21 protein-coding genes, 1 tRNA gene and 1 pseudogene are annotated in these 24,114 nt (G+C 64.6%); 12 read left to right on the plus strand and 11 right to left on the minus strand.

The window, feature by feature from the left end:
• Window positions 1–147 precede the first annotated feature (147 nt).
• On the plus strand, window positions 148–567 hold the full coding sequence (locus tag P6U28_RS30815; RefSeq protein WP_129146381.1) for a response regulator: 420 nt from the start codon (window positions 148–150) through the stop codon (window positions 565–567).
• On the plus strand, window positions 545–4,150 hold the full coding sequence (locus P6U28_RS30820) for a PAS domain S-box protein (RefSeq protein WP_129146382.1): 3,606 nt from the start codon (window positions 545–547) through the stop codon (window positions 4,148–4,150). Before P6U28_RS30815 ends, P6U28_RS30820 begins: the two co-directional genes overlap by 23 nt.
• Before the next feature lie 83 nt (window positions 4,151–4,233).
• Here P6U28_RS30820 and P6U28_RS30825 read toward each other — a convergent pair whose 3' ends face one another.
• On the minus strand, window positions 4,234–4,869 hold the full coding sequence (locus P6U28_RS30825) for a response regulator transcription factor (RefSeq protein ID WP_129146383.1): 636 nt from the start codon (window positions 4,867–4,869) through the stop codon (window positions 4,234–4,236).
• Between the two features lie 149 nt (window positions 4,870–5,018).
• Between P6U28_RS30825 and P6U28_RS30830 the strand changes: the two genes are divergently transcribed.
• On the plus strand, window positions 5,019–5,345 hold the full coding sequence (locus P6U28_RS30830) for a hypothetical protein (RefSeq protein ID WP_122400453.1): 327 nt from the start codon (window positions 5,019–5,021) through the stop codon (window positions 5,343–5,345).
• Here P6U28_RS30830 and P6U28_RS30835 read toward each other — a convergent pair.
• The 6 genes and pseudogenes from P6U28_RS30835 to P6U28_RS30860 all read right to left on the minus strand — a co-directional run bounded on the left by P6U28_RS30835 (window position 5,342) and on the right by P6U28_RS30860 (window position 10,973).
• Window positions 5,342–5,845 carry a response regulator gene (locus tag P6U28_RS30835; protein ID WP_122400452.1) on the minus strand — a complete coding sequence of 168 codons (504 nt, stop codon included), beginning with the start codon at window positions 5,843–5,845 and terminating at the stop codon, window positions 5,342–5,344. The genes P6U28_RS30830 and P6U28_RS30835 overlap by 4 nt on opposite strands.
• A 141-nt stretch (window positions 5,846–5,986) precedes the next feature.
• Entirely contained in the window at window positions 5,987–6,304 is a 318-nt protein-coding gene (locus tag P6U28_RS30840) for a PilZ domain-containing protein (protein WP_122400451.1), read from the minus strand.
• A 2-nt stretch (window positions 6,305–6,306) separates the two neighbouring features.
• Window positions 6,307–7,185 (minus strand): protein-glutamate O-methyltransferase CheR, encoded by an 879-nt coding sequence (locus P6U28_RS30845; protein ID WP_129146385.1) that lies wholly within the window; start codon window positions 7,183–7,185, stop codon window positions 6,307–6,309.
• Window positions 7,186–7,247: 62 nt separating this feature from the next.
• Window positions 7,248–7,634 carry a response regulator gene (locus P6U28_RS30850; protein WP_129146386.1) on the minus strand — a complete coding sequence of 129 codons (387 nt, stop codon included), beginning with the start codon at window positions 7,632–7,634 and terminating at the stop codon, window positions 7,248–7,250.
• Between the two features lie 32 nt (window positions 7,635–7,666).
• Entirely contained in the window at window positions 7,667–8,140 is a 474-nt protein-coding gene (locus P6U28_RS30855) for a chemotaxis protein CheW (protein WP_209296672.1), read from the minus strand.
• 24 nt (window positions 8,141–8,164) lie between these two features.
• Window positions 8,165–10,973 (minus strand): annotated as a pseudogene (locus P6U28_RS30860) (chemotaxis protein CheW).
• 836 nt (window positions 10,974–11,809) lie between these two features.
• On the opposite strand from P6U28_RS30860, the gene P6U28_RS30865 reads away from it, so the two are divergent.
• The 3 genes from P6U28_RS30865 to P6U28_RS30875 all read left to right on the plus strand — a co-directional run bounded on the left by P6U28_RS30865 (window position 11,810) and on the right by P6U28_RS30875 (window position 13,374).
• Window positions 11,810–12,508 carry a Crp/Fnr family transcriptional regulator gene (locus tag P6U28_RS30865; RefSeq protein WP_208738586.1) on the plus strand — a complete coding sequence of 233 codons (699 nt, stop codon included), beginning with the start codon at window positions 11,810–11,812 and terminating at the stop codon, window positions 12,506–12,508.
• A gap of 155 nt (window positions 12,509–12,663) precedes the next feature.
• A complete protein-coding gene (locus tag P6U28_RS30870; RefSeq protein ID WP_129146392.1) occupies window positions 12,664–13,074 on the plus strand; it encodes an Hpt domain-containing protein in 411 nt (136 codons plus the stop codon).
• A gap of 51 nt (window positions 13,075–13,125) precedes the next feature.
• Complete coding sequence (locus P6U28_RS30875; RefSeq protein ID WP_122400445.1) at window positions 13,126–13,374, plus strand: hypothetical protein; 249 nt, start codon at window positions 13,126–13,128, stop codon at window positions 13,372–13,374.
• Window positions 13,375–13,449: 75 nt separating this feature from the next.
• Here P6U28_RS30875 and P6U28_RS30880 read toward each other — a convergent pair whose 3' ends face one another.
• Window positions 13,450–14,073: a helix-turn-helix transcriptional regulator gene (locus P6U28_RS30880; protein ID WP_122400444.1), complete on the minus strand. Its 624-nt coding sequence runs from the start codon at window positions 14,071–14,073 to the stop codon at window positions 13,450–13,452.
• Window positions 14,074–14,402: 329 nt separating this feature from the next.
• On the opposite strand from P6U28_RS30880, the gene P6U28_RS30885 reads away from it, so the two are divergent.
• The 3 genes from P6U28_RS30885 (at window position 14,403) to P6U28_RS30895 (ending at window position 17,849) form a co-directional block, all read left to right on the plus strand.
• The gene (locus P6U28_RS30885) at window positions 14,403–15,566 is read left to right on the plus strand and encodes a hypothetical protein (RefSeq protein ID WP_122400443.1); all 1,164 of its coding nucleotides are present in this window, start codon (window positions 14,403–14,405) and stop codon (window positions 15,564–15,566) included.
• Window positions 15,567–15,919: 353 nt separating this feature from the next.
• Window positions 15,920–16,345: a hypothetical protein gene (locus P6U28_RS30890; RefSeq protein ID WP_164937292.1), complete on the plus strand. Its 426-nt coding sequence runs from the start codon at window positions 15,920–15,922 to the stop codon at window positions 16,343–16,345.
• A 289-nt stretch (window positions 16,346–16,634) separates the two neighbouring features.
• The gene (locus P6U28_RS30895; protein WP_129146390.1) at window positions 16,635–17,849 is read left to right on the plus strand and encodes an EAL domain-containing protein; all 1,215 of its coding nucleotides are present in this window, start codon (window positions 16,635–16,637) and stop codon (window positions 17,847–17,849) included.
• A gap of 12 nt (window positions 17,850–17,861) precedes the next feature.
• On the opposite strand, the gene P6U28_RS30900 is transcribed toward P6U28_RS30895, so the two are convergent.
• On the minus strand, window positions 17,862–18,722 hold the full coding sequence (locus P6U28_RS30900) for a DMT family transporter (RefSeq protein ID WP_129146389.1): 861 nt from the start codon (window positions 18,720–18,722) through the stop codon (window positions 17,862–17,864).
• A gap of 159 nt (window positions 18,723–18,881) precedes the next feature.
• Between P6U28_RS30900 and P6U28_RS30905 the strand changes: the two genes are divergently transcribed.
• Window positions 18,882–20,246, plus strand: coding sequence for a PLP-dependent aminotransferase family protein (locus tag P6U28_RS30905; protein ID WP_407120422.1), 1,365 nt, complete (start codon window positions 18,882–18,884; stop codon window positions 20,244–20,246).
• A gap of 170 nt (window positions 20,247–20,416) precedes the next feature.
• On the opposite strand, the gene P6U28_RS30910 is transcribed toward P6U28_RS30905, so the two are convergent.
• Window positions 20,417–21,142 carry a hypothetical protein gene (locus P6U28_RS30910; protein WP_129146387.1) on the minus strand — a complete coding sequence of 242 codons (726 nt, stop codon included), beginning with the start codon at window positions 21,140–21,142 and terminating at the stop codon, window positions 20,417–20,419.
• Window positions 21,143–21,365: 223 nt separating this feature from the next.
• Here P6U28_RS30910 and P6U28_RS30915 point away from each other — a divergent pair, with 223 nt between their 5' ends.
• Entirely contained in the window at window positions 21,366–22,571 is a 1,206-nt protein-coding gene (locus P6U28_RS30915; RefSeq protein ID WP_122400437.1) for an integrase core domain-containing protein, read from the plus strand.
• A 308-nt stretch (window positions 22,572–22,879) separates the two neighbouring features.
• On the opposite strand, the gene P6U28_RS30920 is transcribed toward P6U28_RS30915, so the two are convergent.
• Window positions 22,880–22,969 (minus strand) — tRNA-Ser (locus P6U28_RS30920).
• A gap of 244 nt (window positions 22,970–23,213) precedes the next feature.
• Between P6U28_RS30920 and P6U28_RS30925 the strand changes: the two genes are divergently transcribed.
• Window positions 23,214–24,077, plus strand: coding sequence for an alpha/beta fold hydrolase (locus P6U28_RS30925; protein WP_407120423.1), 864 nt, complete (start codon window positions 23,214–23,216; stop codon window positions 24,075–24,077).
• Window positions 24,078–24,114: the final 37 nt, after the last annotated feature.

The following is a 24,114-nucleotide window of genomic DNA, read 5'->3' on the forward strand; positions in this document are numbered from 1 at the left end:
CCGCTGCACCGCAATAAATCGGCGCCTCCGGCCGGAGCGGCTCCGAAGTGCTTGCCGGCAGACGAGAATCCGCGCAACAGTTTCATACCTTATGGCTTGATTTGCGGTCGCTGGGGCATTCCCATCCGATATCGGAGGATTTCAGACGTGGCCAACATCCTGATCGTGGATGACGATCCGGCCGTACAGATCACCATCCGGCTGCTGCTGGAACGGGCTGGTCATCACGTGACGGTCGCCGGCGATGGCCGCAAGGGGCTGGCGTTGTTCGAAGCCCTCCAGTTCGACCTGCTGTTTCTCGACATCTTCATGCCCGGCATGGATGGACTGGAGACGATGCGTCACATCCGGGCGCTGGCCCCGGCCATTCCGATCGTCGTCATCTCCGGCCGTTCGGCTACGCCGGATGCGTATGCCGAGCCGGACTTCCTGAAGATGGCGACCAAGCTCGGCGCGTTGGCAAGCCTGCGAAAGCCGTTCCGACCCGGCGCACTGCTTGCCGTGGTCGATGATTGCCTGACCGCGGGCGAGCCGGAGGGGGCCCATGTCCGCTCCGGCCGCCGATGACAAGAACACCTCCTCTTCAAGGCAGAAACGGCGCCGCGCCACGGCCATTCCTGCGAATATCCCCATGAGACTTGCGACGACGCTGGCAACGCGGCTGGCCATCGCGATGATCCTGCTGGTGGCGGTCACCGTGGCTGCAGTCGGATGGCTCGGCTATCGCAACACCACACAGGCCGTCATTCCGCGGGTGCTGGAGCGGGTCGAGGCCCAGTCGCGCCTGCTCGCAGCCAATCTCGAATCCTACGTCGCCGGTGCTCGCGGCGATTTGACCGGCTATCGCTCCGCCGCGGCAATCAATGGCCTGATCCGCGCTCACCTCGGTGGAGGAATCGACGCTTCCGACGGCGTCTCCGAGAAAACCTGGCGCGAGCGCATCGCGGCGCGGCTTGTCGCCGAGATCGATGCCAAGCCCAGCTATGGGCAGTTTCGCATCATCGGTCTCGACGATAACCAGCGCGAGCTGGTCCGCGTTGACCGCTCCGGCCCGAATGGAACGGCCCGGATCGTCCCCGACGACGAACTGGAGAGCAAGGGCGAGCGAACCTATTTCCAGGAAACGATACGGCTGGCGCCGGGCGATATCTATGTTTCGCCCGTCGATCTCGCCACGCGACAGGGCGGGACCACGGAGCCGCACGTTCCGACTCTTCGCATCGCGACACCCCTGTTCACGCCGGATAACAAGCCGTTCGGGATCGTCATCGCCAATATCGACATGCGCCCGGCGCTCGACCGCATCCGCGCAACCAGGAATTCGGGAGGAGAGCTGTACGTCGTGAATTCGCGCGGCGACTATCTCGTCCACCCCGACCGCACGCGGGAATTCGGCTCATTGCACGGCCATCCCACCGATTGGCGCAATGACTTTCCGTTCTTCTCGGCCCTCGCCGGCACGTCGGACGTAGCCACGCGGCTCACAACGGATGAGTCGGGCCGGCCGAGCGGTGCGGCCATCGCGCCGGCACGGCTTGCGAGCAAGGAATGGGTCGCCATCATCGTGACCATTCCCCCGTCCGTCTTCGGCCACGTGCCGGCCGCCATTCAAAAAACGTCCCTGCTCGTCGGCGTGCTTGCCGTTCTCGCCGCGGCCGCGCTCGCAGTTCTGCTGGCGCGCTCATTGACCCGCCCGATCGGGCGTCTGACCAAGGCGGTGGAGGCCATCGGCAGCGGCCGGCCGGCGGACATACCCGTCGATGCCAGCGGCGAGACCGGCGTGCTGGCGCGGGCCTTTGCCCAGATGGTCGAGGAAACCCGGGCGAAAACGGCCGCGCTCGAACGAGAGGTCGAGGAGCATCGACGCACCGAGGCCGCGCGTAGCCATCACGCGGCGCGCGAGAACCTGTTCAGTGCCGCGGTGGAATCGTCCGACGATGCGATCGTGATGCAGACGCTCGATGCCATCATCACGGGCTGGAATCCGGCCGCCGAGCGTCTTTATGGCTATTCGGCGGATGAGGCGATCGGCAAGCCCACGTCGATCATTGTGCCGCCCGATCGCCGCGAACATGGCAAGGACTATTTGCGGCGGATCGCGCGGGGCGAGCCGATCGAACGCTTCGAGACGGTGCGCCTGCGCAAGGACGGAACGCCGGTCGAGATTTCGCTCGGCCTGTCGCCGATCAGGGGACCGTCGGGCGAGATCATCGGCGCCTCCGGGAGCGCGCGCAGCCTGACCGAGGCGCGGCGCGCCGAGCGGGCGCTGCAGCAGCAGCTCGAAGAGCGGCGCCAGATTTTCGAGACGTCGCAGGACCTGATCATGATCATGGATGCGCGGGGCCATATCGCGCAGATCAGTCCGAGCAGCGAGACCATTCTCGGCTATCGGCCGGACGAGATGATCGGCCGCAGCGGCGCCGACTTCATTCATCCCGACCATCTGGAGCAGTGCCGCGCCGAGATGCGCGCGATGCGCCGCGGCGAGCGCATCAAGCTCGCCGACACCCGCTGCTTCCACAAGAGCGGCCGCGAGGTCTGGCTGTCCTGGCTCGGCAGCTGGTCCGAGCCGGCGCATCGCTTCTTCTTTGCGGGACGCGACATGACCGAAGCGCGGCTCGCGCAAGAATCGCTGCGCGAGAGCGAGCGGCTGGCCCGCAACATCGTCGAGACCTCGCTCGACGCCTTCGTGCAGACCGACGAGACCAGCAACATCCTGAACTGGAACTCGCGGGCCGAGCAGCTGTTCGGCTGGCGCCGCGACGAGGTGCTCGGCAAGAACACGATCGATCTCATCGTCGCCGAGAGTGAACGCGAGAGGGTCAGGGCGGGGCTGAAGCAATTCCTGGAGAACATGGACAGCAGGATGCTGAACCGCCGCCGCGAGCTGATGTGCCGCCGCCGGGACGGCAAGGAATTCAAGGCCGAGCTGAGCGTCACCGCCCTGAAGCGCCGCGAGGGCCTGCTGTTCAACGTCTTCTACCGCGACCTCACCGATAAGATCGCCGCCGAGGAGCGCATCCGCCATGCCGAGAAGATGGAGGCCGTCGGCCAGCTGACCGGCGGCGTGGCGCATGACTTCAACAACATTCTCACCGTCATCACCGGGACGATCGAGATTCTCGCGGAGGCGGTCGCGAAGGAGCCGCAGCTTGCGGCCATCACGAAGATGATCGACGAGGCCGCCGCGCGCGGCGCCGATCTGACCCAGCACCTGCTCGCCTTCGCACGCAAGCAGCCGCTCCAGCCGCGCGAGATCGACATCAACTCGCTGATCGTCGACACCGCGAAACTATTGCGGCCGACGCTGGGCGAGCAGATCCAGATCGAATCGGTGTTCGAGGACGAGAATTGCGTCGCGATCGTCGATCCCAACCAGCTCACCACCGCGATCCTGAACCTCGCGCTCAATGCTCGCGACGCGATGCCCGGCGGCGGCAAGCTGATCCTGGAGACCGGCGCCGCCTATCTCGACGAGGCGTATGCCAGCGCGAACGACGTGCCGCCGGGGAACTATATGCTGATCGCCGTGAGCGACACCGGCACCGGGATTCCTGCGAACATGTTGACCAGGGTGTTCGAGCCCTTCTTCACCTCGAAGGGACCGGGCAAGGGCACCGGGCTCGGGCTTTCGATGGTCTACGGCTTCATCAAACAGTCCGCAGGTCACATCAAGATCTACAGCGAGGAGGGCCACGGCACCACGATCAAGATGTATCTGCCGCCCGGCAAGACGCCGACAGCGGTCGGCGAGGGCGTGACGCCAGCGACGATCGAGGGTGGACACGAGACGATTCTGGTCGTCGAGGACGACCGGTTGGTGCGGGACTACGTGCTGGCCCAACTGCATTCGCTGGGTTACGTCACCTTGCAGGCCGCAAACGCCGCCGAGGCGCTCGCGATCGTCGCCGCCGGAAAGCCGTTCGACCTGTTGTTCACCGACGTCATCATGCCCGGCAAGATGAACGGACGGCAGCTCGCCGACGAGCTTCAGAAGACGCGCCCCGATCTGAAGGTGGTCTACACGTCAGGCTATACCGAGAACGCGATCATCCACCACGGCCGGCTGGATTCGGGTGTTCTGCTGCTCGCAAAGCCCTATCGCAAATCGGATCTGGCGCGGATCATCCGCAAGGCGCTGCAAGCATAGGGCGCCATCGCGTGTCCCGGCTCTGCAGTGCATCACTACGTGACGCGCCGCGTCCGGGGCACGAGAGAAAAAGACCTTGCGAGCTACGAGGCGCGCTGGGCCGCGGTCATCACGATGCGGATCAGGTCGGCGGCGTTGCGCGCGCCGAGCTTCTTCATGATGTTGGCGCGGTGGTCCTCGATCGTGCGCGGGCTGATGCCGAGCGTGCGGCCGGCTTCCTTGTTGGAGGCGCCGGAGGCGAATTGCTCCAGCACCTCGCGTTCCCTCCGAGTCAACGGCTCGCGTCCGGGGAAATGCAGCGAGCCGAATTTCGGAGACGCGTTCTCCGCCTGCCTGCGCGCATAGGCGCCGATCGCCTCGTCGAGCCGGCCGACGATCTCGCTGCCGCGGAACGGCTTCTCGATGAAGTCGAGCGCGCCGCCCTTGATCGCGCCCACCGCCATCGCGATGTCGCCCTGCCCGGAGATCATGAAGATCGGCGCCGGATAATCCTCGCCCTGCAACTCCTTCAGGATGTCGAGACCCGACTTTCCGGGAATATGCACGTCGAGCAGGATCGCAGCCGGTGTGCGGTTTCGCGCGACGGAGAGCAGCGCTGCGCCGTCCGCAAAACAGATGACCTCATAGCCCGCCGCCTTCAACACCATCGACAGGGTGTCGCGGACGGCAGGGTCGTCGTCGACCACGAAGATTTCACCGCGAGAGCTTTGTTCGGCCATTTGCCACATCCGGTTGGCATGAAGGACTAGCGTCCGCGCCAACACTTGTGGCGTTCGGCGCGGATTCGGCCCACCCGTATTTGTACGGGACATGGACTTAACGCACAAGTAGCGGCATGGCGCCTAATTGCATCAGACGGAGAATATCCATGCTGAATTTGGCCGATACGCCGCCTCCTGTCGCAATGCCCGAAAGCGAGAGCCGTGAGTTGATTGCGGCAGACCTTCGCTTGCTGATCGCACAGATCGAGACCAGCATGCGCCGGATCGCCGCGGCCATGGACCAAGAACACGGCAGCGATCCGGAAGGTTCCGCGGGCGTTTTCTTGCTCGACGACGTCACGCCCCGTTATGCCATCGCGAACGCGGCCCTCAACGCCTGCCTGGCGGGCCTCGGCCACGCCCTGCAATGCCTGTCGGAATCCGGAAGCGCGGCGGGCGACCGCGCCCGATCGCATGGCAGCTCCGCGCTTTAGGCGCGGTGCCGTTCCACGATCGCGTCGTTGGCGACACCACCCCAGGTGTGGATCGCCGGCAGCCCCATCGCGGTCTTGCCCAGATTGGCGAGGCTGATGCGCAGCGCCGCGAGATCCAGCGGCTTCGGCAAACTTTGAAGCTCGATCCCCACGGAACGGGCGAAGCTGCGGGCGGCACTGCGGCGCTTGCCGTCCATGCCGCTGATGACGATCACGGAGCCGGTGAATTTCGCGCTCGCCATCTCGCGCAGCACGTCGATGCCGTCGCCATCCTCCAGCACCAGATCGAGCGTCACGCAATCAAAGCGCCCAGCGCGCAGCTTCTCGATCGCATCCGCCACGGACGGCGCCACGGTGACTTCGTGGCCGGCCTGCTTGGCCGCGACCGTGATCAGGCGGCGCTGCGTGGCGTCGTCGTCGACCACCAGGAGCTGAAGCGCACGCCGCTCGGCGACGTCGGGCAGGTTTGACGGGATGGGGGAAAGAGGACTTCTGGGCATTGCCGTATCCTGAGATTGAGACCTTCGATGGATACACGGGTCGCGCTTAGGCCGCGTAAAGCTGCTGCGGCCAATTGATTCGGATATTTTCAGCAATTGTGAAACAAGGTGTCGAAAAAAGCGGCGACGGCTGCGGCCAGATCACGCCGCGGCGTCGTGGCCGCCGGCGCTACCGCGCTTCTTCCTGTTCTTGCCGCGCAGGAACTGGATGTCCATTTCGGCGCCGTTGACGCGGACCAGCTCGCAGCGACGGTAGGCGAGGCCCGTCGACGACAGCAGCAGGAAAAACTCTTTCAGGTTCAACCCCTGGATCGAGCCCTCCACCGTGAGAACGGCGTCCGTGTCGGAGATCGCGTTGAGCTTGCAGTCACGCCGCCAGGTGCCGTCGATAGCCATGATGCAGACATCATAACCTCGGCTGAACGTCACGCGCTCCGCGCCCTTGCCATCTTCAGCCATGCTTAGCGTCCCGCCATCGCCGCCATGCGCGGCGCCACTGCGGCGAGAACCGGCTTGGCCGCTGCCGCACGCGGGTCGTTCGGCCTGTAGAGGCCGCGCCGCTCCGCAATTGGCCTGAACGTATCGGTCAGTCCGACCACGGTTTCGGCGGCGCCCAGCACCAGGAAACCATCCGGCTCGATCTGGCGCGCCAGACGGTTGAAGATGTTGATCTTGGTGCCCTGGTCGAAATAGATCAGCACGTTGCGGCAGAATATGACGTCGAAGGTGCCGAGCTGGGCGAAATCGTGCAGCAGGTTGAGCTGCCGGTGCTGGACCATCGCCCGCAATTCGGGATTGATCTGCCAGGTCTCGCCGATCTGCTTGAAATGCTTCACCAGCATCTGGATCGGCAGACCGCGCTGCACCTCGAACTGGCTGTAGACGCCGGCCTTGGCCTTCTCGAGCACCTCCTGCGACAGGTCGGTGGCGATGATCTCGACGCGCCAGCCGGTGAGGGCCGCGCTCATCTCCTTCAGGCACATCGCAAGCGAATAGGGTTCCTGGCCGGTCGAGCCGGCGGCACACCAGATCCGCACGCTGCGTTTGCCGGCGCGCGCCTTGATGACCTCCGGCATGATGTGGTCGCGGAAATGATCGAAGGGGACCTTGTCACGGAAGAAGAAGGTCTCGTTGGTGGTCATGGCTTCGACCACGTCGGTGATCAGCGCGCGCGAGCCGGCTTGCAGCTTCTGCACCAGTTCGGCGATGCCGGAAAGCCCGGCCTTGCGGGCGAGCGGCAGCAGGCGGCTTTCGATCAGGTATTGCTTGTCTGCGGACAGGTCGAGACCGGAATTATCTTTCAGAAACTTACGCAGATACTCGTACTCGGTCGGGGTCACGGATGGCCTCTTCGAAGCTGTACTGGAAACACTCTGGCCCAAACACTTTGGGCCAGACACACTCAGACCATGGCTTGTCCGACCGGGATCAAACCAACTTCAGCGAACTTGTCGGCGATGATGTCTTTGTCGAAGGGCTTCATGATGTATTCGTTGGCGCCGCCAGAGAGTGCCTGAGCGATATGCGCCACGTTGTTTTCGGTGGTGCAGAACACGACCTTGGGCTGATCCCCGCCGGGCAGGCGGCGCATGTGGCCCATGAACTCGAAACCGTCCATGACCGGCATGTTCCAGTCGAGCAGCACGGCATCGGGCAGCTTGCGCCGACAGATCTCGAGCGCCTTCGAGCCGTCCTCGGCCTCGGTCACCTCGAATTCCAGGCCTTCCAGGATCCGGCGTGCGATCTTGCGTACGACGCTGGAATCATCGACGACCAAACACGTTTTCATTTTGGTTCTCCGGCTTCGATGTTTTCGTTGGCTTACGCCGCCATCTGCACTTTGGTTTCGAGCTCGAGGACGCGATCGACGTCGAGGACGACCATGAGCTGGCCGTCGAGGCGGTGGACGCCGCCGGCGAGCTTGGCCATGCGGGGGTCGAGGTTGACGGGGTTCTCCTCCTTGCCGTCCTCCGGCAGGCGCAGCACCTCGCCGATCTGGTCGATCAGGAGGCCATAGGATTCGCCGCGCAGGTCGACGCCGACCGCCATCGCCGTCTTGCCGTCCTCAGGTCTGGGCAGGCCGAGACGGGCGCGCATGTCGACCACGGTGACGATGCGGCCGCGCAGGTTCAAGACGCCGGCGATCTCGCGCGAGGACAAGGGCACGCGGGTGACGCGCTCGGGCATGAACACGTCCTGGACGCGGGAGATCGGCAGCCCGAACAGCTGGCCGCCGATCATCGCGGTGACGTATTCGACCATGGTGCCTTCGCTGGCGTGGGTCTTGCTGCGCATAAGCGTGTCTCCTGATCCCGTTGGTTACGCCGCCGCCCGGCTCAGCTCGGAGGCGCCGGCGGCGCCCGCGGTCTGCTCCTTCAGCGCCGCGATCAGACCGGGACGGTCGAACTTGGCGACATAATCGTGGAAGCCGGCCTGGCGGCCGCGCTCGATCGCCGCCGGCGACACCAGCGCCGAGAGGCCGATGATCGGCGTCGCGGCGAGATTGTTGTCGGCGCGGATCACTTCGGCGAACTCGAACCCGTTCATGTCCGGCATCTCGATGTCGGTCAGGATCACGTCGAAGTTTTGCGCGCGCAGCGCGGCGAGGCCCTCCTGCGCGCCTCCCGCGGTGCGGACGCGGTAGCCGGCGGCCTTCAGCACCGGCGCCAGCATGTTGCGGAAGAACGCAGAGTCGTCGACCAGCAGCACCGACTGCGAGTGCATCGACGGCCGCATCTCCTTGCGGGTGAACCAGTCGGCGAACGCCATCGGCAGGAAGTGGCCGACGTCGATCACCTCGGTGGCCTGGCCCTTGATCACCGCCGAGCCGAGAATGCCCGAACCCGAACCGCCGACCTCGATGTTGAGCCGTTCCTCGACGATGTCGATGATCTCGTCGACGACGAGGCCCATGGAGCGGCCGTCATCGGCGAACACCAGGATCGGCTGGGCGCCCTGGCTGGCAATGGTGACGCCTTCCATGGCGACCAGCGGCATCAGCTGCTCGCGGTACTGCACCATGTAGCGGCCGTTACTGAACTCGATCTTGTCGGCCGGCAGCTCTTCCAGGCGCGTGACGAGGCCGAGCGGGACCGCCTTGGGCTGCGACGAGCCGGCGCGGAACACCAGCAGCGAGGTGGTCTGCTCGCCCGAGCCGATGTGATGGCCGGCCGCGTCATCCGCCATGTCGTGGGCCGAGGAGCGCGGCGCCGAGCGCCTTGGCAATGCCGTTGGGATCGATGATCATGATCACCGCGCCATCGCCCAAGATGGTGTTGCCGGAGAACATGTCGATGTGACGCAGCTTGGTCGACATCGGCTTGACCACGATCTCTTCGGTGTGGAACACGCCGTCGACGACGATGCCGAAGGTCTGGCTGCCGACCTGCGTCACCACGATGAAGCCGTTCTCGGGATCGCTGGCGGCGCCGTCGTCGATCTTCAGGAGCTTCTTCAGGTGGATCAGCGGCAGCAGCTTGTTGCGCAGCCGCAGCACCGCGGTGTCCTTGATGCGCTCGATGCGGTGCTCGCTGTTGGCGCGGGCGCGGACCAGCTCGACCACCGAGAGCTGCGGAATGGCAAAGCGGTCGCCGGCGGCTTCCACGATCAGGGCCGAGACGATGGCGAGCGTCAGCGGGATCTTGATGGTGACCGAGCTGCCCTCGCCGGCCACGCTCTTGATGTCGATGGTGCCGCCGATCTGGTCGATGTTGGTGCGCACCACGTCCATGCCGACGCCGCGGCCCGAGACCGAGGTGATGGCGGCGGCGGTGGAGAAGCCCGGCGCGAAGATGAACTTGTGGATCTGGGCTTCGCTCATCTTCTCCAGCTCGGCCTCGGTGACGAGACCTGACGAGAGCGCCTTGGCCTTGATCTTCTCGGTGTTGAGGCCGCGGCCGTTGTCGGCGATGCAGATGATGATGTGGCCGCCCTCGTGATAGGCGGAGAGGCGAATGGTGCCCTGCTCGCCCTTGCCGCTGGCGAGGCGCTCGGCGGGGGTCTCCAGGCCATGATCGGCGGAGTTGCGCACCATGTGGGTGAGCGGGTCCTTGATCAGGTCGAGCACCTGGCGGTCGAGCTCGGTGTCGGCGCCGTGCATCTCCAATTCGATCTGCTTGCCGAGTTCGCTCGAGAGGTCGCGGACGATGCGCGGCAGCTTCTGCCAGGCATTGCCGATCGGCTGCATGCGCGTCTTCATGACGCCCTCCTGCAGCTCGGCGGTGACGTTGGAGAGGCGCTGCAAGGGCACCTTGAACTCGGTGTCCTCGTTGCGCCGCGAGATCTCCAGCAGCTGGTTGCGGGTCAAGACCAGCTCGGAGACCATGGTCATCAGATGCTCCAGCGTATCCACGTTGACGCGGATCGACTGGTTGGCGACGCGGTCGCCCTCGCTCGCCGTCTCGTCGGCCATCGACTTCTTCGGCGCCGGCTTGGCGGGTTTTGCCGCCTCCTTCGCGACCGGTGCTTCGGCGGCCGGCGCAGGCGCGGCCTCAGCTTTGACAACAGGCACCGGCGCTTCGATCGCGGTCTCGCGGAAGGCGCGCTCGAGCTCGTCGAGCGAGACTTCGCCCGGACGCAACGGGCGCTCCAGGGTCTGCTCGACCAGCGAGCCCGTGGTCATCTGCTTGGCCGGCGCAGCAGCCGGGGCATCCGGCGCCAGCGGCGGAGCGTCAGCAACCGGAATGGTGCCGCTCGGCATCGGCTGCGCCGAGCCGGACGCGATCGGCGAAGCCGACGCCGACATCGCCGCCATGCCCTGCTCGACCATCGCTTCCAGCTTGTCGATGAGGTCGCGGTCGTTGCCCTCAGGCTCGGCTTCGGTCGCCTCGAGACCTGCCAAAATCTCCTTGATGCGGTCGATCGAGGACAGGATCACCGTCACCGCCTGCCCGGTCACCGGCATGCCGTCACGGAATTTGCCCATCAAGGTCTCGCCGGCATGCGCCAGCGCTTCCAGCCGCGGCAGGCCGAGGAAGCCGCAGGTGCCCTTGATGGTGTGGACCAGGCGGAAGATGTTATCCAGGATCTTGGCGTTGTTCGGCTCCTGCTCGAACTTCACCAGCTGGTTGTCCACGGTGTCCAGGCTCTCGCTGGTCTCCGTCAGAAACTCCCGCAACAGATCATCCATGAGCTACGCCTTACTGACTGGACCCGAACGCGACGCCTGAGCCACCGTGGGCATGGACGCCCCTAGCCTGGATCGTTAGACATCCCATTTCACAGTCCCGTTAATTTCATCCTCCGTGCTACTACGGATATTGAAGAGAAGTTTGCGGGTCGACTGCATGCTGCAGCGCTTTTCGGCAAAAGCGGCTCCGCGCCCCAGCGAAGGGACATGCGAGGTAAGACCGATAACGGCGAGGCGCGCGGGAAAGTCCTGCTCATGAAGAACGATAGAGACGGCATGCAGGGCATTGGCCCGAGCCACACAAGCTGCGGCACACTCGTGATCCGCCTTTTGCGGTGTTGCCGCGACCTGCGCGGTCCGCGCGCTTGAGGTAAACGAACGGTTACCCTACGGCCGAAGCGGCTCGTGCCGCGCTAACCGAGCCGTGCGGCCGAGGCACTGTCTGCCTTCCAACGGGTATATAGACGACACTACAACCCTTAGGTTAGTATTGTTTATGCGCCGCGCAACTGAATGACGGACGGAGGCCACGCCGAATCGTCTATCGAACCCGCTGGATTGAACCTGCATGACCGCGAGCGGCCACCCGCCCAATCAGTTGCTGCAACTGCTCGCCACCGCCTGTGCCCGATGGGAGCCGTGCCGTGACGGGAGCATCGCGCAATCGCTGTATGCCGACGTCGGGGCAGCGTCGCAGACCGATCACGAAGGACGGACAACTTGTCCCAATCGCCAACATATCCCGGCATGAACATGATACAACTTACCCGGGTAGGGCGTGATTTCACGCCGCGCTTCGAGGAGTGCAGGGAACCGGGGAGGCAGCTTTGGGAACGATGGTGCGTTCACCCAACGGTTTCCTGTCTGCACTGTCGGCAGACGACTATGAATTGATCCGCCCGCATCTGCGAACGGTCGATTTGCCCCACGACGCCGTGCTGGTCGAGACCGGTGAGGCGCTCGAGCGCGCCTATTTTCCCCACCGCGGCGTCATCTCGCTGGTGGTGGAGCTGGCCAAGGGCGAGCATGTGCAAGTCGCCATGATCGGCCGCGACAGCTTGCTCGGGACGCTTTCGACCATGGGCGATGCGTGTGCGTTGAACACCGCCATCGTGCTGTTTCCCGGCGTCGCCTCGGTGGTGGATCTGGAGCGGCTGCGGATCGCCGCCGACCAGAGCAGCACCCTGCGCACGTTGCTCGCGCGCCACGGGCTGGCGGTCTACGCCCAGGTGCAGCAGACCGCGGGCTGCAACGCCGCCCATCCGGTGGAATCGCGGCTGTCGCGGTGCCTGTTGCACACCCACGATCTGTCGGGCGACTCCCGACTGCTGCTGACCCAGGAGACCCTGGCACAGATGATCGGGGCGCGGCGCAACAGCGTGTCGCTGGTCGCCAACTCCTTGCAGCAGGCCAATTTCATCCACTACAGCCGCGGACACATCCAGATCACCAATCTGGACGGCCTGCGCCAGACGGCCTGCGAGTGCTACGCCATCGTGAAGGCCCAGTACGACCGCCTGCTCGGCACGCGCTGATCGCCGCGCTCGATTGGTAAACGGCCGGCTAATGCCGACCTGCAAACACGGGCCATCCTGCTACCGGAACTGAAATTCGAATGCGGTAGACACGGGGCATGCCTCGCGCCGGCACGTGCCGCGCGCCAACGAACCGTGATTGATCAAGGCAGGCCATGTTTGACGTAACCGTCGCGCCTGCACAGAAGGCGCTCGATGCCGAACCTGCGCGCGAGCCGCGCGCATACGACGCGCTGGTGCGCGAGATCGGCGAGGACGGCGCTTCTGAAGTGCGCGATGTATTCTGGAGCGAGACCTGCGTGCGCCTGCAACTGTTCCGCACGCTCTCGCCTTTGCAGCACCACGCCAGGATCGCGCGGGAAGCGCATTCGCTGAAGAGCGCGGCCGGGACGTTCGGCTATATCAGGCTCGCAGCGCTGGCGTTGCGGCTGGAAAAAACCACGGAGGGTCTCGGCGAGACGGAATTCCGCGTTCTCCTTGACCGGATGGATGCCGCCTATGCCGCCGCCCGCGCGCAGGAGCCGCCGCGCAAAACCCGCCGTACTTCTACGGTTTGGGATTTTTAGAGATGGCTAATCATGGGTCGCGATAGTCCTGGAAAACCAGGAGGGTTTTCCATGTTCACCTACGAGACCGCAGACCAGAAGGAGGTTCGTCGCTTCCGCATTGCACAGTTCAATGGCCGGATGGCGACGGTGAAGGCCGGCGGGTCGACCGTGACCGGCTTCGTGCGTTCGGTGCTGGAGCAGGAATCGAGCATGCCTCCACGCTGGACCATCACGATCATTCCGAACGCGCCGAAGGAAGAGATCAAGCCGCTGCGTCCCGCCGCGCGCGCACGTCCGTTCGCCGAAGATTATTTCTGAGCGTTTCCAAAGTTCTCGAGAACGTCTCGAGCTTCGTCCGCACCGCCTGCGGCGGCGCAACAGACCCGCTCAAACCTAGTCGATCGCATGCAGCAGCGCCGCGCGGACGAGGTCCGCGGTGTTGCGCGCACCGAGCTTGCGCATCGCCTCGGCGCGGTGGCTCTCGAAGGTGCGCGGACTGATCTGCATGCGAAGCGCGCCCTGCTTGTTCGAGTAGCCCTCGCTGATCAGCCTCAGCACCTCGCGTTCGCGCTTGGTCAGCCGCTTCTGGCCGGACGGGCCGAGGAGTTCGGCGTTCGGCAGGCGCTGCGGCTGCAGCACGCGGGCGGCCTTCGATTCTGCCTCCTCCGTGCCGGACGGGATCGGCAGGCCGCCCTTGTGAGGGCCGGCCAGCCGTTTGACCAGACCGCAAACGCGTTCGGTCTGTGCCAGCGCGTTCTCCACCACCCGCTGCAAATAGGCGCGATCGCCGGTAGCGGGCGCGAGCTGGTCGCTGTGATGCTTGATCTCGCCCATGTAGAGCAGGAGCGCAGTCAGGGGGCCGTTGAGCTCGCGGGCGATGGCAGCGGCCATTTCGTCGGCTGCCTTGGCACGGACGGCGCTCAGGCGGACGAAATCGGGCTCTTCAGCGGAAGCAGCGCTGCCTTCGTGCCATTCCGACGGCCGCGAATCGCCGGCCGTATCATTCTGTGACCCCATGTCACTGATTTAGCGGAACCTGGGCCTGTCTGTGGTTAACTTTTTGCTCCGTAAGACTACGGTGATTTAGGCCATTTTGCGCAAAAACAGCGGCTTCGGCACAATTTATGCTTGCGCGGTGTTGCACCCGACCATGCAAGGGTTGAGCTTTCCCCAAGATCTGGGCTGAGCGGATAGGACTCCTTGGCCGCGGCCTTCCCCTGACCTCCGCCCCGGGTTTACGGAATAATTAACGGCGGCTTGCTTCTCTAGGGAGGTTGAGAGCGCGCAAATGCCTCCACGCATTGGGCCCGCAAGCCCGCGGGACACGCTGCGAAAGATTGCGTGCCATGAACGAGATCGATCGGCTGTCGGAATTCCTGCAGAGGCTGACGCCGCTGTCGCGCAGCTGTCTGCTCAGCGAGCTCGAACGGCTCGAGCTGTGCGGCATCGACATGCCGGGTTCGGCCGACATCCAGTCCCGCCTGCGCGCCGAGTTCCGCAAGGACGGATCGACCCAGGCGCGCGCCACCAATCCTTCGCGTTATTTCTTCGCGCCGCTGGAGCTGCTGCTGATCGACGGCGCGCCCGAGCATGCCAATATGGGGCGGATCTCGCGCAACACTCTCACTCCGATCTGGGAATGGATCTGCCGCGACCTGCTGCCGACCATGGCGCGCGACTACATCAAGGCGATCAACGACCAGGTCGCGGCCAACAATCCGAAGGAAGTGCAGAAGATCGCCTCGACCTTCCAGACCAAGGTCGTCAAGGTCCTCGAGAGCACGCTCACCTCGCCAGAGAGCGCCGACTCTGCGCGTGCCAAGCTCGCGCAATACACGGCCTCGCGCACCGCCTTCGATGACGTCGTGAAGATGCTGCATGTGTTGCGCGCCGGCGATGCGCTGCCGAAGTTCGACGAGGAGCTGCCCGAGAAGATCGCGAAGTTCGACGACGGCCGGGTCGCGCAGATCACCGCGCAACTCGACGCCTTCAAGAAGGCGCATCCCCATGCGGTGCCCTTCGCGCTGGCGCTGGTGGCGCGGCGCCTGAAGACGTCCTGGCAATTGGTGCGGCTCGCCACCAAGGCCGCTGCGAGCAAGGCCGCCGCAGACGTTGCCGCCACGCCCTATGCCTGCGTCGTTCCCATGGTCCTCGACCGGCTCGACGACAAGCGTCTCGCGCTTCGCTTCGCGCTCCGGCACAACCGGGTGCTGATCGCCCGCGACCTGCTCGCCGAAATCTATGACACCGAATATGCGCTCAAGGTCCGCATCGACGGCATCGAAAGTTGCGAGTGGGGCATTCGTCTCCGGCAATTGATGGACGCGATCGCAGCGCTGGTGTCCGCCGAGGTGAGCCGCTTCCCGTCCAATGTCGGACACATCCTCGGCTCGCGCCGCCTGCGCAGCCACGACACGATCGGCGGCAAGCTGACTTATCTCGCCTGGAAGGGCCGCGACGCGATGCAGGACGGTGCGGCGGCGTTCCGCAAATTGATCGGGCAAAACTAGATCGGGGTTCGGTCGCGAAGCAACACGTTGCGCGCGGCTACCGCGGCAGGCACAGGAAGCGATCCATAAATCGCCCTGACAGCACGAATCTGAACCACCAAGATATCATTCGCCGCATCGACATAGCTGTAGTCCTCGACAGCCCTCCACCGGCTACGCGGACCAATAGCGCAGCTGCGGCAATGCACATGTGATGTGTTTCACACGCGCGCCGTCTCATCCGGCGCGCCTTGTCGCAGAACCGTTACGAGCGAAATCGAGACATGCGCGCATCGCGCGAAAATGAATTCTTCGGCCGTGCCATCACTCCTATGCTCCGATCCATCGCTCGAGCATTGGGAAGGAAATCCGCGATGAGGTCGAACCGACGGATATTGACGATGTCTGCCCTGCTCACGGTCGCGCTGGCGCTGACATCCACGACGATGGCGCAGACGGTGCCACAGCAAGGCAATGCGGCGCCGACCGCCGACAATGCGGTGCTGCTCACCGTCTTCTTCAAGCATGACCAGTCCCGCCCGTTGAACGAGCTGAATGCGCAGCTCGACAAGCAGGGCTTCTACAAGGCGTTTCCGCCGCCCGGCGTCGAGGTCGTGAGCTGGTACGTGATGATGGGCATCGGACAGGTGATCACGCTGCGCCTGCCGGCCGGACGGCTGCGCGAGGTCAACCGCGTCATCGAGGACACCGCGTGGGGCTCTTACCGAACCGAATTCTATCCGACGTATGACTACAAGGCGATCGGCACGGCGCAACACGAAAAAGCCGCCGGCAATTAATCCTGCGGAAGCGTCATCGTTGAACCGGATGGCGATGCAACCACGTCGCTCGTCTCAGTTCATCGGCAAGCAACGACAGTCGGACGCGCGAGGAAGATTTCGCCTGCGCTGACTTGTCGTTGCCTGTGTGGTGCTCGGGTATGCGAATTCTTCTCGAAGATTCTGTCGACAAATTAGCTCGAATTGCAGGGCTTAACGTTACTCAAATTATTCAAGAACGATGTGAAGCTCTCCTTATTTGAACCCACGCTCAGCGTTTAAGAAAACGTCACGGAACGGGAGTGGTGTAATGAACGATGGGATGACTGAACTCGTCGGCCGGAGGCCTGTGACCTTCGGACGGCGAAAGGTGACGCCGCGCGCTTGCGTGGCCGACAGCAAGCGTCACTTGCGCGCCTTTCTCAGCGAGGTGCTCGAGGATCTCGGCTTCGTCACCTGCGAATGTGCCAGCGCCGATGAGCTGAAGACCGTGCTCGCCACCGAACTGCCGGACCTGATCCTGCTCGGCGTCGCCGCCGATGGCATCGAGCCGGGACGATTCCTCGAGATATTGGTGCGCGAGGCATTTGCCGGCAGGGTTCTCGCCGTCGGCGCCCGCGAGTCGATCATTGTCAAAGCCGTGCGGCAGGTCGGTGAGGAATATGGCCTTGCGATGCTGCCGCCGCTCACGACGCCCTTTGCCGCGGAGACGCTGCGCGAGCGCGTTGCGATGCTGCTGCCGGAGGAGCCGGCGCCGAGTCCGGCCGTGCATGTCGGCGAAGCCTTGCACGCCGGCTGGCTCGAGCTGTGGTACCAGCCCAAGATCGACGCGCGCACGCTGGTGCGCAGCGGCGCCGAGGCCTTGGTGCGGATGCGGCATCCGACCTGGGGCGTGGTGCCGCCGGCCTACTTCATCCCGGAGCCGCACGATCCGCATTTTCGCGAGCTCTCGGAGTTCGTGATCGATCGTGCCTTGCAAGACTGGCATTATCTGCTGGAGCAACAAAGCCCGGTCGATCTGTCGATCAATCTGCCCGCCTGCTATCTCAGGGAGCCGCAGGCCGTGCGCGATCTCTGCCGCCGCGTGCCGACGCATCCGGCCTTCGGCGGACTGACGGTCGAGATCGACAGCCAGGAAGCGACCCGCGATCTCGACCACCTGACCGAGGTGGCGCGCGAGGTCGGCCTGCACAACATCGGCTTGGCCGTCGACAATCTCGGCGCCGATTGGCCGGAGCTGATGGGCCTCGACAAGATTCCCTTCGTCAGGCTGAAGGCCGACCGGCAGTTCGTCACCGGCAGCGGCAATGACCGGCTCAAGCGCACGGTGTGCCGTCACATCGTCGAGCTGGCCCAGAGCTTCGGCGCGCGCGCGGTGGCGCAAGGAGTCGAGAGCCGCGCCGACCTCGTCGCGGCGAACGAGCTCGGCTTCGACCTCGTGCAGGGCTTCCTGTTCGGCAAGCCGATGCCGCTGAAGAAGTTTGCGAGGAGCGCGCTGACCCGGACCGTGATGGGGCAGGCGTGAGGCCGATAGGCTTCAGGCAAACCGCCGCGCGAAGACGACGCAGACGACCACGAGCGCGGTCGCGGCGATCATGCTCCAGGCCACGGGCTCGTGCAGCAGAAGACCTGCGAGCGCGAGGCCGAAGAACGGCTGCAGCTGCTGAAGCTGGCCGACGCGCGCAATGCCCCCGATTGCGAGCCCGCGGTACCAGAAGATGAAGCCGACGAACATGCTGAAGACCGAGACATAGGCGAGCCCGATCCAGGCGGGCACGTCGACGCCGCTCCAGGCGGGCGGCCACGTCAGGATGGCGAGCGCCAGCATCAACGGCAGCGCGAGCAGCAGCGCCCAGGAGATCACCTGCCAGCCACCGAGGCGGCGCGACAGCGCGGCGCCTTCGGCATAGCCGAGGCCGCACAGCACGATCGCGGCCACCATCAGGAGATCGCCGGTGAGCGACGCCGCGCCGTCGCCGGAGAGGGCAAAGCCGGCCACCGTGGCGCTGCCGAGCACGGCGAACAGCCAGAATAGCGGCTGCGGCCGCTCGCCGCCGCGCAGCACGCCGAAGATCGCGGTCGACAGCGGCAACAGGCCGATGAAGACGATGGAACGCGCCGAGGTGATGTGCTGGAGCGCGAGCGCGGTCAGCAGGGGGAAGCCGACCACGACGCCGATGGCGACGATGGCGAGCGAGGCGAGATCGTGCCGCTGCGGTCGGGTTTGACGGAGCACGACGAGCACCGCCGCCCCGATCAACGCCGCGATGACGGCGCGCGCGGACGTCAGGAACACCGCGGAGAAGCCGCCGACTGCCACGCGCGTTGCCGGCAGGGAGCCGCTGAAGATGATGACGCCGAGAAGCCCGTGGCCCCAGCCGCTGGCGGTAGAGTGCATGGTCCCCCCTTTTTGGACGGCGATCTTCGGACTTCCGCGATGGCAAGGACAGCGACAATTCAGTACAATTCTGCCAAACTGTATTGATATGGAAGGTCGCACAGTTTGGACGGCGAGGCGCAGACAAAGGGTCGTAACGGAACGCGGACGATCGACGTGATGAGTGCGATCCGCGCGAGGGTCGCTGCCCGCGCGCTCGGTGCCGGCGACCGGCTGCCATCGATCCGCCGTCTTGCCGCGGCCATGGGCGTTTCGCCGTCCACGGTGGTGGAAGCCTATGATCGCCTGGCGGCCGAAGGCCTGATCCGCGCCCGCCGCGGCTCGGGTTTCTATGTTTCGCCGAGCATCATGCCGCCGCTGGCCTTGACCGAAGCCGAGCCGCGCCGCGACCGCGCGGTCGACCCGTTCTGGGTATCCAGGCAATCGCTCGATGCCGACGCGAGCGTGCTCAAGCCCGGCTGCGGCTGGCTGCCGCCCGACTGGATGCCGGAGGACGCCTTGCGCCGCGCCGCGCGCGCACTTGCCCGCACGGATGCGAGCGTCTTGACCAATTACGGCACGACGTCCGGCTCGCCCGCTCTGCGCCGGCTGCTGCTGAAGCGACTCGCCGAAGACGAGATCGAGGCCTCGGTCAACCAGCTGATGCTGACGGGTTCCGGCACGCAGGCAACCGACCTGATCTGCCGCTTACTGCTCCGCCCCGGCGACACGGTGCTGGTCGACGATCCCTGCTACTTCAATTTTCGGGCGCTGCTGCGCGCGCATCAGGCGAAGATCATCAGCGTGCCCACCACGCCGTCGGGCGCCGACGTCGCGCGCTTCGAACAGATCCTCGCCAGCGAACGGCCGCGGCTCTACATCACCAACTCAGCCCTGCACAACCCGACCGGCGCGACGACGTCGCTGCAGACCGCGCACCGGCTTCTGACAGCGGCGGCCGCGCACGATCTCACCATCATCGAGGACGACATCTTCGGCGATTTCGAGCCGGAGCGCTCGCCGCGCCTTGCCGCACTCGACGGGCTCAATCGCGTGATCCGCATCGGCAGTTTCTCCAAGACGCTGTCGGCCTCGGTGCGCTGCGGCTATATCGCGGGACGCGCCGACTGGATCGAGCAATTGGTCGACCTCCAGGTCGCGACAAGCTTTGGCGGACCGAGCCCGGTTGCGACCGACATCATCGCCAATGTGCTGGCCGGCGGCAGCTATCGCAAGCACATGGATGAACTGAGACGGAAGCTCACGCGCACCCGCCGCGACATCGCGCGCAAACTTCAGGCGCTGGGGATCGAGCCTTGGCTGATGCCGCGCGGCGGCTTCTTCCTCTGGTGCCGCTTTTCCGATGGGCTGGACGCCACGGCCGTTGCGCGCGCCGCACTCGAGGAGAACGTCGTGCTCGCGCCGGGCAACGTGTTCAGCGTGGCGCAGACGGCCACGAGCTTCATGCGATTCAACGTCGCGCACATGAACGAGCCGCGGATGTGGGACGTGCTGCGGCGGGTGCTGGCCGGTCGCACGACGTAACTTGCGCCGGAGCAGCCGCCTCAGTTCGAATCGAGCTTCCCGGTCCAACGATTCCTGCGCTTCCAATATGGACAGTGCGGACAGGACTCTCCGATCGGGTAATCAATGCCTCTTCATGCGGATAGCACCGCTGCTCGGAGCAACCCATCCGTTGCCTCAAGAATTGAACGCTAGCTAATCAGCAGCCCAAGTTTGGCGGCCGTTTGCAGGAATTGACGGAGGTTTCCCGCCACGGCCGCCGGATCTACCCGCTCTACCGAGGACTGATGTCGGTCAGCGGCATTTGCCATGCCGCCACAAATCACTTCGACCAGCTCATCGAAACTTCTCGAGCCGTCGAGAAGCTGAAGAGCCTGGCATCCACGCTCATCTTCCAGACGAACGGTCTGATGCAACATGTTCGTAACCATGGTGTCGCTCTGCGATTGCATGCGTGCGACCGGACTGGCGAGAGGCCGGTCGCTGACATGCCGTGTCAGCTTGGGGCGCGACAGGAAGAAGCCGACCTCTCCGCTGCAGGCAAGAACGAACATTGCCTCCACCAGTAACTGAACATCCTCTGCCGAGGGCAGTTGCGGGTCCAGCTGGCGGGTCGCTTCATTGACCAATTCATCGAACGTCAGCGTCGATGGCCATGCCCTCCCGAGCGTGAGATACGCTGACTTCAACAGAGGATGCGAAACGCGTAGCGAACTTCCCTCCTGGGTCTTGAACTCCAGCTCGGATGTATCCGCCAGGCAGAAGCCCGGCGCGACCGGTTCTGTCGAGGACAGCAGATGGAAGCGGCGCACGAAGTCCATGTCGATCTTGCGCTGGAGCGGAACATCGCCGTGACAGAGCAGGGTTCGGCGGAATCCGAATCCATCGATGAAGTCCTGATACTGGTCGCGCGCCATGAATTCGGCGTCGGGAAGGCAATAGGCTCGCAGACAAGACCTTCGGATTTAGCATTGCCTCTCTTGGCAAGCCATGCAGGGGCTACACCAGACACCTCTGGCGTGCGGTAAGGCCGGATTTTGCGGGGCTTTCCTGAAGCCGTTGAGCGGCCCGAGACATAGGTGACAGAACGTACCGGGCACATGGGTTACACTTTCCGCTTTTGTTCTGCGGGAGGTGTGGATGCCGTGGAAAGCGAGTTCGGTAATGGAGGAGCGCCTTCGCTTTGTCGCCCGCCTGTTGGACGGGGAAGCCATGACGGATGTCTGCCGGGAGTTCGGCATCTCCCGTAAGACCGGCTACAAGATTTTCGATCGCTACAAGGAACATGGCCTGGAGGCGCTGAGCGACCGCTCCAGGCGGCCGGTTCGCTACGCCAATCAACTGCCGGCCCAGATCGAGACGCTGATTGTCCAGCTCAAGGCCGAGAAGCCGCATTGGGGGGCCCGCAAGATCCGCGAACTCCTGGTGCGACGGCTCGACGGCGATGTCCGGGTGCCGGCCAAAAGCACCATTCATGCGGTGCTCGATCGCCACGGCCTGGTCAGGCGGGGCGGCGGGCCGCGCCATCGCGCGCGCGGCACGTCGCTATCGCAAGGGACTGCCCCGAACGATGTCTGGTGCGCCGACTTCAAAGGCGAGTTCAAGCTTGGCAACAGCCATTACTGCTTCCCGCTGACCGTCAGCGATCATGCCGCGCGCTTCCTGCTGCTGTGCGAGGCGCTCGACTCCACGCGCGAGGAGCCTGCCATGACCGCCTTCGAGCGCCTGTTCCGCGAGCGCGGCCTGCCGCTTGCCATTCGGTCCGACAATGGCGTGCCGTTTGCCAGTCCCAATGCCTTGTTCAATCTTTCCAAGCTCTCGGTATGGTGGCTCCGCCTCGGTATCGCCATCGAGCGCATCAAGCCAGGTCATCCGCAACAAAATGGCCGGCACGAGCGCATGCACCTCACCCTCAAGAAGGAGGCCACCAGGCCGCCTGGCTTCAACAGCCTGCAACAGCAGGAGCGCTTCGATGCCTTCGTGCACGAGTTCAATACCGAGCGCCCCCACGAGGCGCTCGGCATGAAGTGCCCTGCCGAGGTCTACACGGCCTCAGCGCGGGCCTATGCCGGCCTGCCGGAGTTGAGCTATCCCTTCCACGACCGCGACGTCGTCGTCACTGCCTGCGGCCGCCTCTGCCTGCATCGCAAGAGGATCAACATCTCAACCGTCCTGGCTGGCCAGAAGCTCGGCATCAAGGAGGTCGACGAGGGCATCTGGCTCGTCAGCTTCATGCATTACGATCTCGGCTATTTCGATCTCGAACAGAAGACCTTGCAACCTCTCGACAACCCGTTCGGTCCGAGGCCCATCACCGATGTCCCCGCCACGACCACGGCGCCCTGACGGAGACGCGCTCTTGTGCATTCTTGGCATGGAAGGCCACTTGCTTGGCTCCGCTGTCGCGGTCAACCCCCGAAGCCCGAAGGGGCGCGGCACGCGCGGGGTTGACGGCGACAGCGCGAGCCGAGCAAAAATAGCCGTGCCATGAATGCGTCACGCTGAAATGCAGCAGATTGCAGGCCATCTCAATTTGAAGCGAACTTGGAGCAGATGACTTTGAAACCCCGCGACAACCCGATCGGCACGAGGTTGTCACCCATCTCTTAGGTACGTTTCGTTACCCATGTCTCCGGGCCGGACACGTTTTATTATGGCGGAGAGGGAGGGATTCGAACCCCCGATAGGCTTGCACCTATGCCGCATTTCGAGTGCGGTGCATTCAACCACTCTGCCACCTCTCCTGAAGGCGCCATATAGGAGCTGCGGCCCCTGTGGTTGGGGGCGTTAATAGGCGAGGATGGCGGGCCAGACAAGGCGCCAAAGGGGAAAATCCGCTGCCTCGTTCAGCCCTTGTCGTCCCTCTTGGCCTGGAGCTCCGCTCCGATGAACCGGAACGGAGCCCTGGATTTTTGTTTTGACGCGTTTTCTTGACGCGAACCGGTGGCCACTTCGCTGGAAAACGCTTCTGCCCCGAAAGGAACCGCCATGGAGCATCTGACGATCTCGGCCAATGGCGCCGATTTCCACCTGGTCCGCGCTGGAAAGGGCAAACCGCTGCTTTTGCTGCATGGCTGGCCGGAATTCTGGCTGACCTGGGAGCCGGTCTTGGCGCGTCTTTCGGATCGCTTCATGCTCGTAGCGCCGGACCTTCGCGGCTTCGGCGACAGCGACAAGCCCGATGGCCCTTACGGGCCGGAAGGTCACGCGGCGGACATGCTGGCGCTGATGGACGGGCTCGGCATCGACCGATTCGGCGTGGTCGGCCATGACGTCGGCGGCGCCGTGATGCAGCCGCTGGCCCGCCAGGCGCCCGGGCGGCTCGCCGGGCTTTTCTTCTTCGACTTCGTCTATCCCGGGATCGGGCCGCGCATGGCCGCGCCTGAGAGGCTCAACCACATCTGGTACCAGTCCTTCCACCAGATGGAGATTGCGCCTGCGCTGATCGGCGCGAGCCGCGAGAGTTGCCGGCTCTATATCGGCCATTTCCTCAAGGGCTGGGCGCACCGGAAGGGCGCCTTCGACGACGTCCTCGACGCCTTCGCCGACAATTTCTTCAAGGACGGCAATCTCGCCGGCGGCTTTGCGCATTATCGCGCCTCGCATGCCGGCCGGGTCGCGATGATGAAAGGCGAAGCGCCAAAGCTGCCGCCAATCGGGGTGCCGACCTGCGTGCGCTGGGCCGAGCACGATCCGCTGTTTCCCTATGCGTGGACCGATCGGCTGGGCGAGACGTTCAGCACGCTCGATCTTGCGATGTTTCCCGGCGTCGGCCACTTCCCGCATCGGGAAGATCCCGATCGCGCGGTCGCCGAGATCGCGGCGTTCTTTCAGCGCGCCGGCTGGAGCTGAGGGGATAAGAACGGGGTGGGACCGCCAGACGCGGTAA

Source organism: Bradyrhizobium sp. STM 3561 (assembly GCF_045571455.1).
In the GTDB taxonomy this organism is placed as follows: Bacteria; Pseudomonadota; Alphaproteobacteria; order Rhizobiales; family Xanthobacteraceae; genus Bradyrhizobium; species Bradyrhizobium vignae.

What these genes read in the sequence shown, in the direction of transcription:
- P6U28_RS30905 (WP_407120422.1), top strand. Translation starts at nt 18,882, where the DNA reads ATGAGTGCGATCCGCGCGAGGGTCGCTGCCCGCGCGCTCGGTGCCGGC.
- P6U28_RS30885 (WP_122400443.1), top strand. Translation starts at nt 14,403, where the DNA reads ATGAACGAGATCGATCGGCTGTCGGAATTCCTGCAGAGGCTGACGCCG.
- P6U28_RS30925 (WP_407120423.1), top strand. Translation starts at nt 23,214, where the DNA reads ATGGAGCATCTGACGATCTCGGCCAATGGCGCCGATTTCCACCTGGTC.
- P6U28_RS30895 (WP_129146390.1), top strand. Translation starts at nt 16,635, where the DNA reads ATGAACGATGGGATGACTGAACTCGTCGGCCGGAGGCCTGTGACCTTC.
- P6U28_RS30900 (WP_129146389.1), bottom strand. Translation starts at nt 18,722, where the DNA reads ATGCACTCTACCGCCAGCGGCTGGGGCCACGGGCTTCTCGGCGTCATC.
- P6U28_RS30870 (WP_129146392.1), top strand. Translation starts at nt 12,664, where the DNA reads ATGTTTGACGTAACCGTCGCGCCTGCACAGAAGGCGCTCGATGCCGAA.
- P6U28_RS30890 (WP_164937292.1), top strand. Translation starts at nt 15,920, where the DNA reads ATGAGGTCGAACCGACGGATATTGACGATGTCTGCCCTGCTCACGGTC.
- P6U28_RS30835 (WP_122400452.1), bottom strand. Translation starts at nt 5,845, where the DNA reads ATGCCCAGAAGTCCTCTTTCCCCCATCCCGTCAAACCTGCCCGACGTC.
- P6U28_RS30850 (WP_129146386.1), bottom strand. Translation starts at nt 7,634, where the DNA reads ATGAAAACGTGTTTGGTCGTCGATGATTCCAGCGTCGTACGCAAGATC.
- P6U28_RS30875 (WP_122400445.1), top strand. Translation starts at nt 13,126, where the DNA reads ATGTTCACCTACGAGACCGCAGACCAGAAGGAGGTTCGTCGCTTCCGC.
- P6U28_RS30915 (WP_122400437.1), top strand. Translation starts at nt 21,366, where the DNA reads ATGCCGTGGAAAGCGAGTTCGGTAATGGAGGAGCGCCTTCGCTTTGTC.
- P6U28_RS30830 (WP_122400453.1), top strand. Translation starts at nt 5,019, where the DNA reads ATGCTGAATTTGGCCGATACGCCGCCTCCTGTCGCAATGCCCGAAAGC.
- P6U28_RS30825 (WP_129146383.1), bottom strand. Translation starts at nt 4,869, where the DNA reads ATGGCCGAACAAAGCTCTCGCGGTGAAATCTTCGTGGTCGACGACGAC.
- P6U28_RS30840 (WP_122400451.1), bottom strand. Translation starts at nt 6,304, where the DNA reads ATGGCTGAAGATGGCAAGGGCGCGGAGCGCGTGACGTTCAGCCGAGGT.
- P6U28_RS30855 (WP_209296672.1), bottom strand. Translation starts at nt 8,140, where the DNA reads ATGCGCAGCAAGACCCACGCCAGCGAAGGCACCATGGTCGAATACGTC.
- P6U28_RS30865 (WP_208738586.1), top strand. Translation starts at nt 11,810, where the DNA reads ATGGTGCGTTCACCCAACGGTTTCCTGTCTGCACTGTCGGCAGACGAC.
- P6U28_RS30910 (WP_129146387.1), bottom strand. Translation starts at nt 21,142, where the DNA reads ATGGCGCGCGACCAGTATCAGGACTTCATCGATGGATTCGGATTCCGC.
- P6U28_RS30820 (WP_129146382.1), top strand. Translation starts at nt 545, where the DNA reads ATGTCCGCTCCGGCCGCCGATGACAAGAACACCTCCTCTTCAAGGCAG.
- P6U28_RS30880 (WP_122400444.1), bottom strand. Translation starts at nt 14,073, where the DNA reads ATGGGGTCACAGAATGATACGGCCGGCGATTCGCGGCCGTCGGAATGG.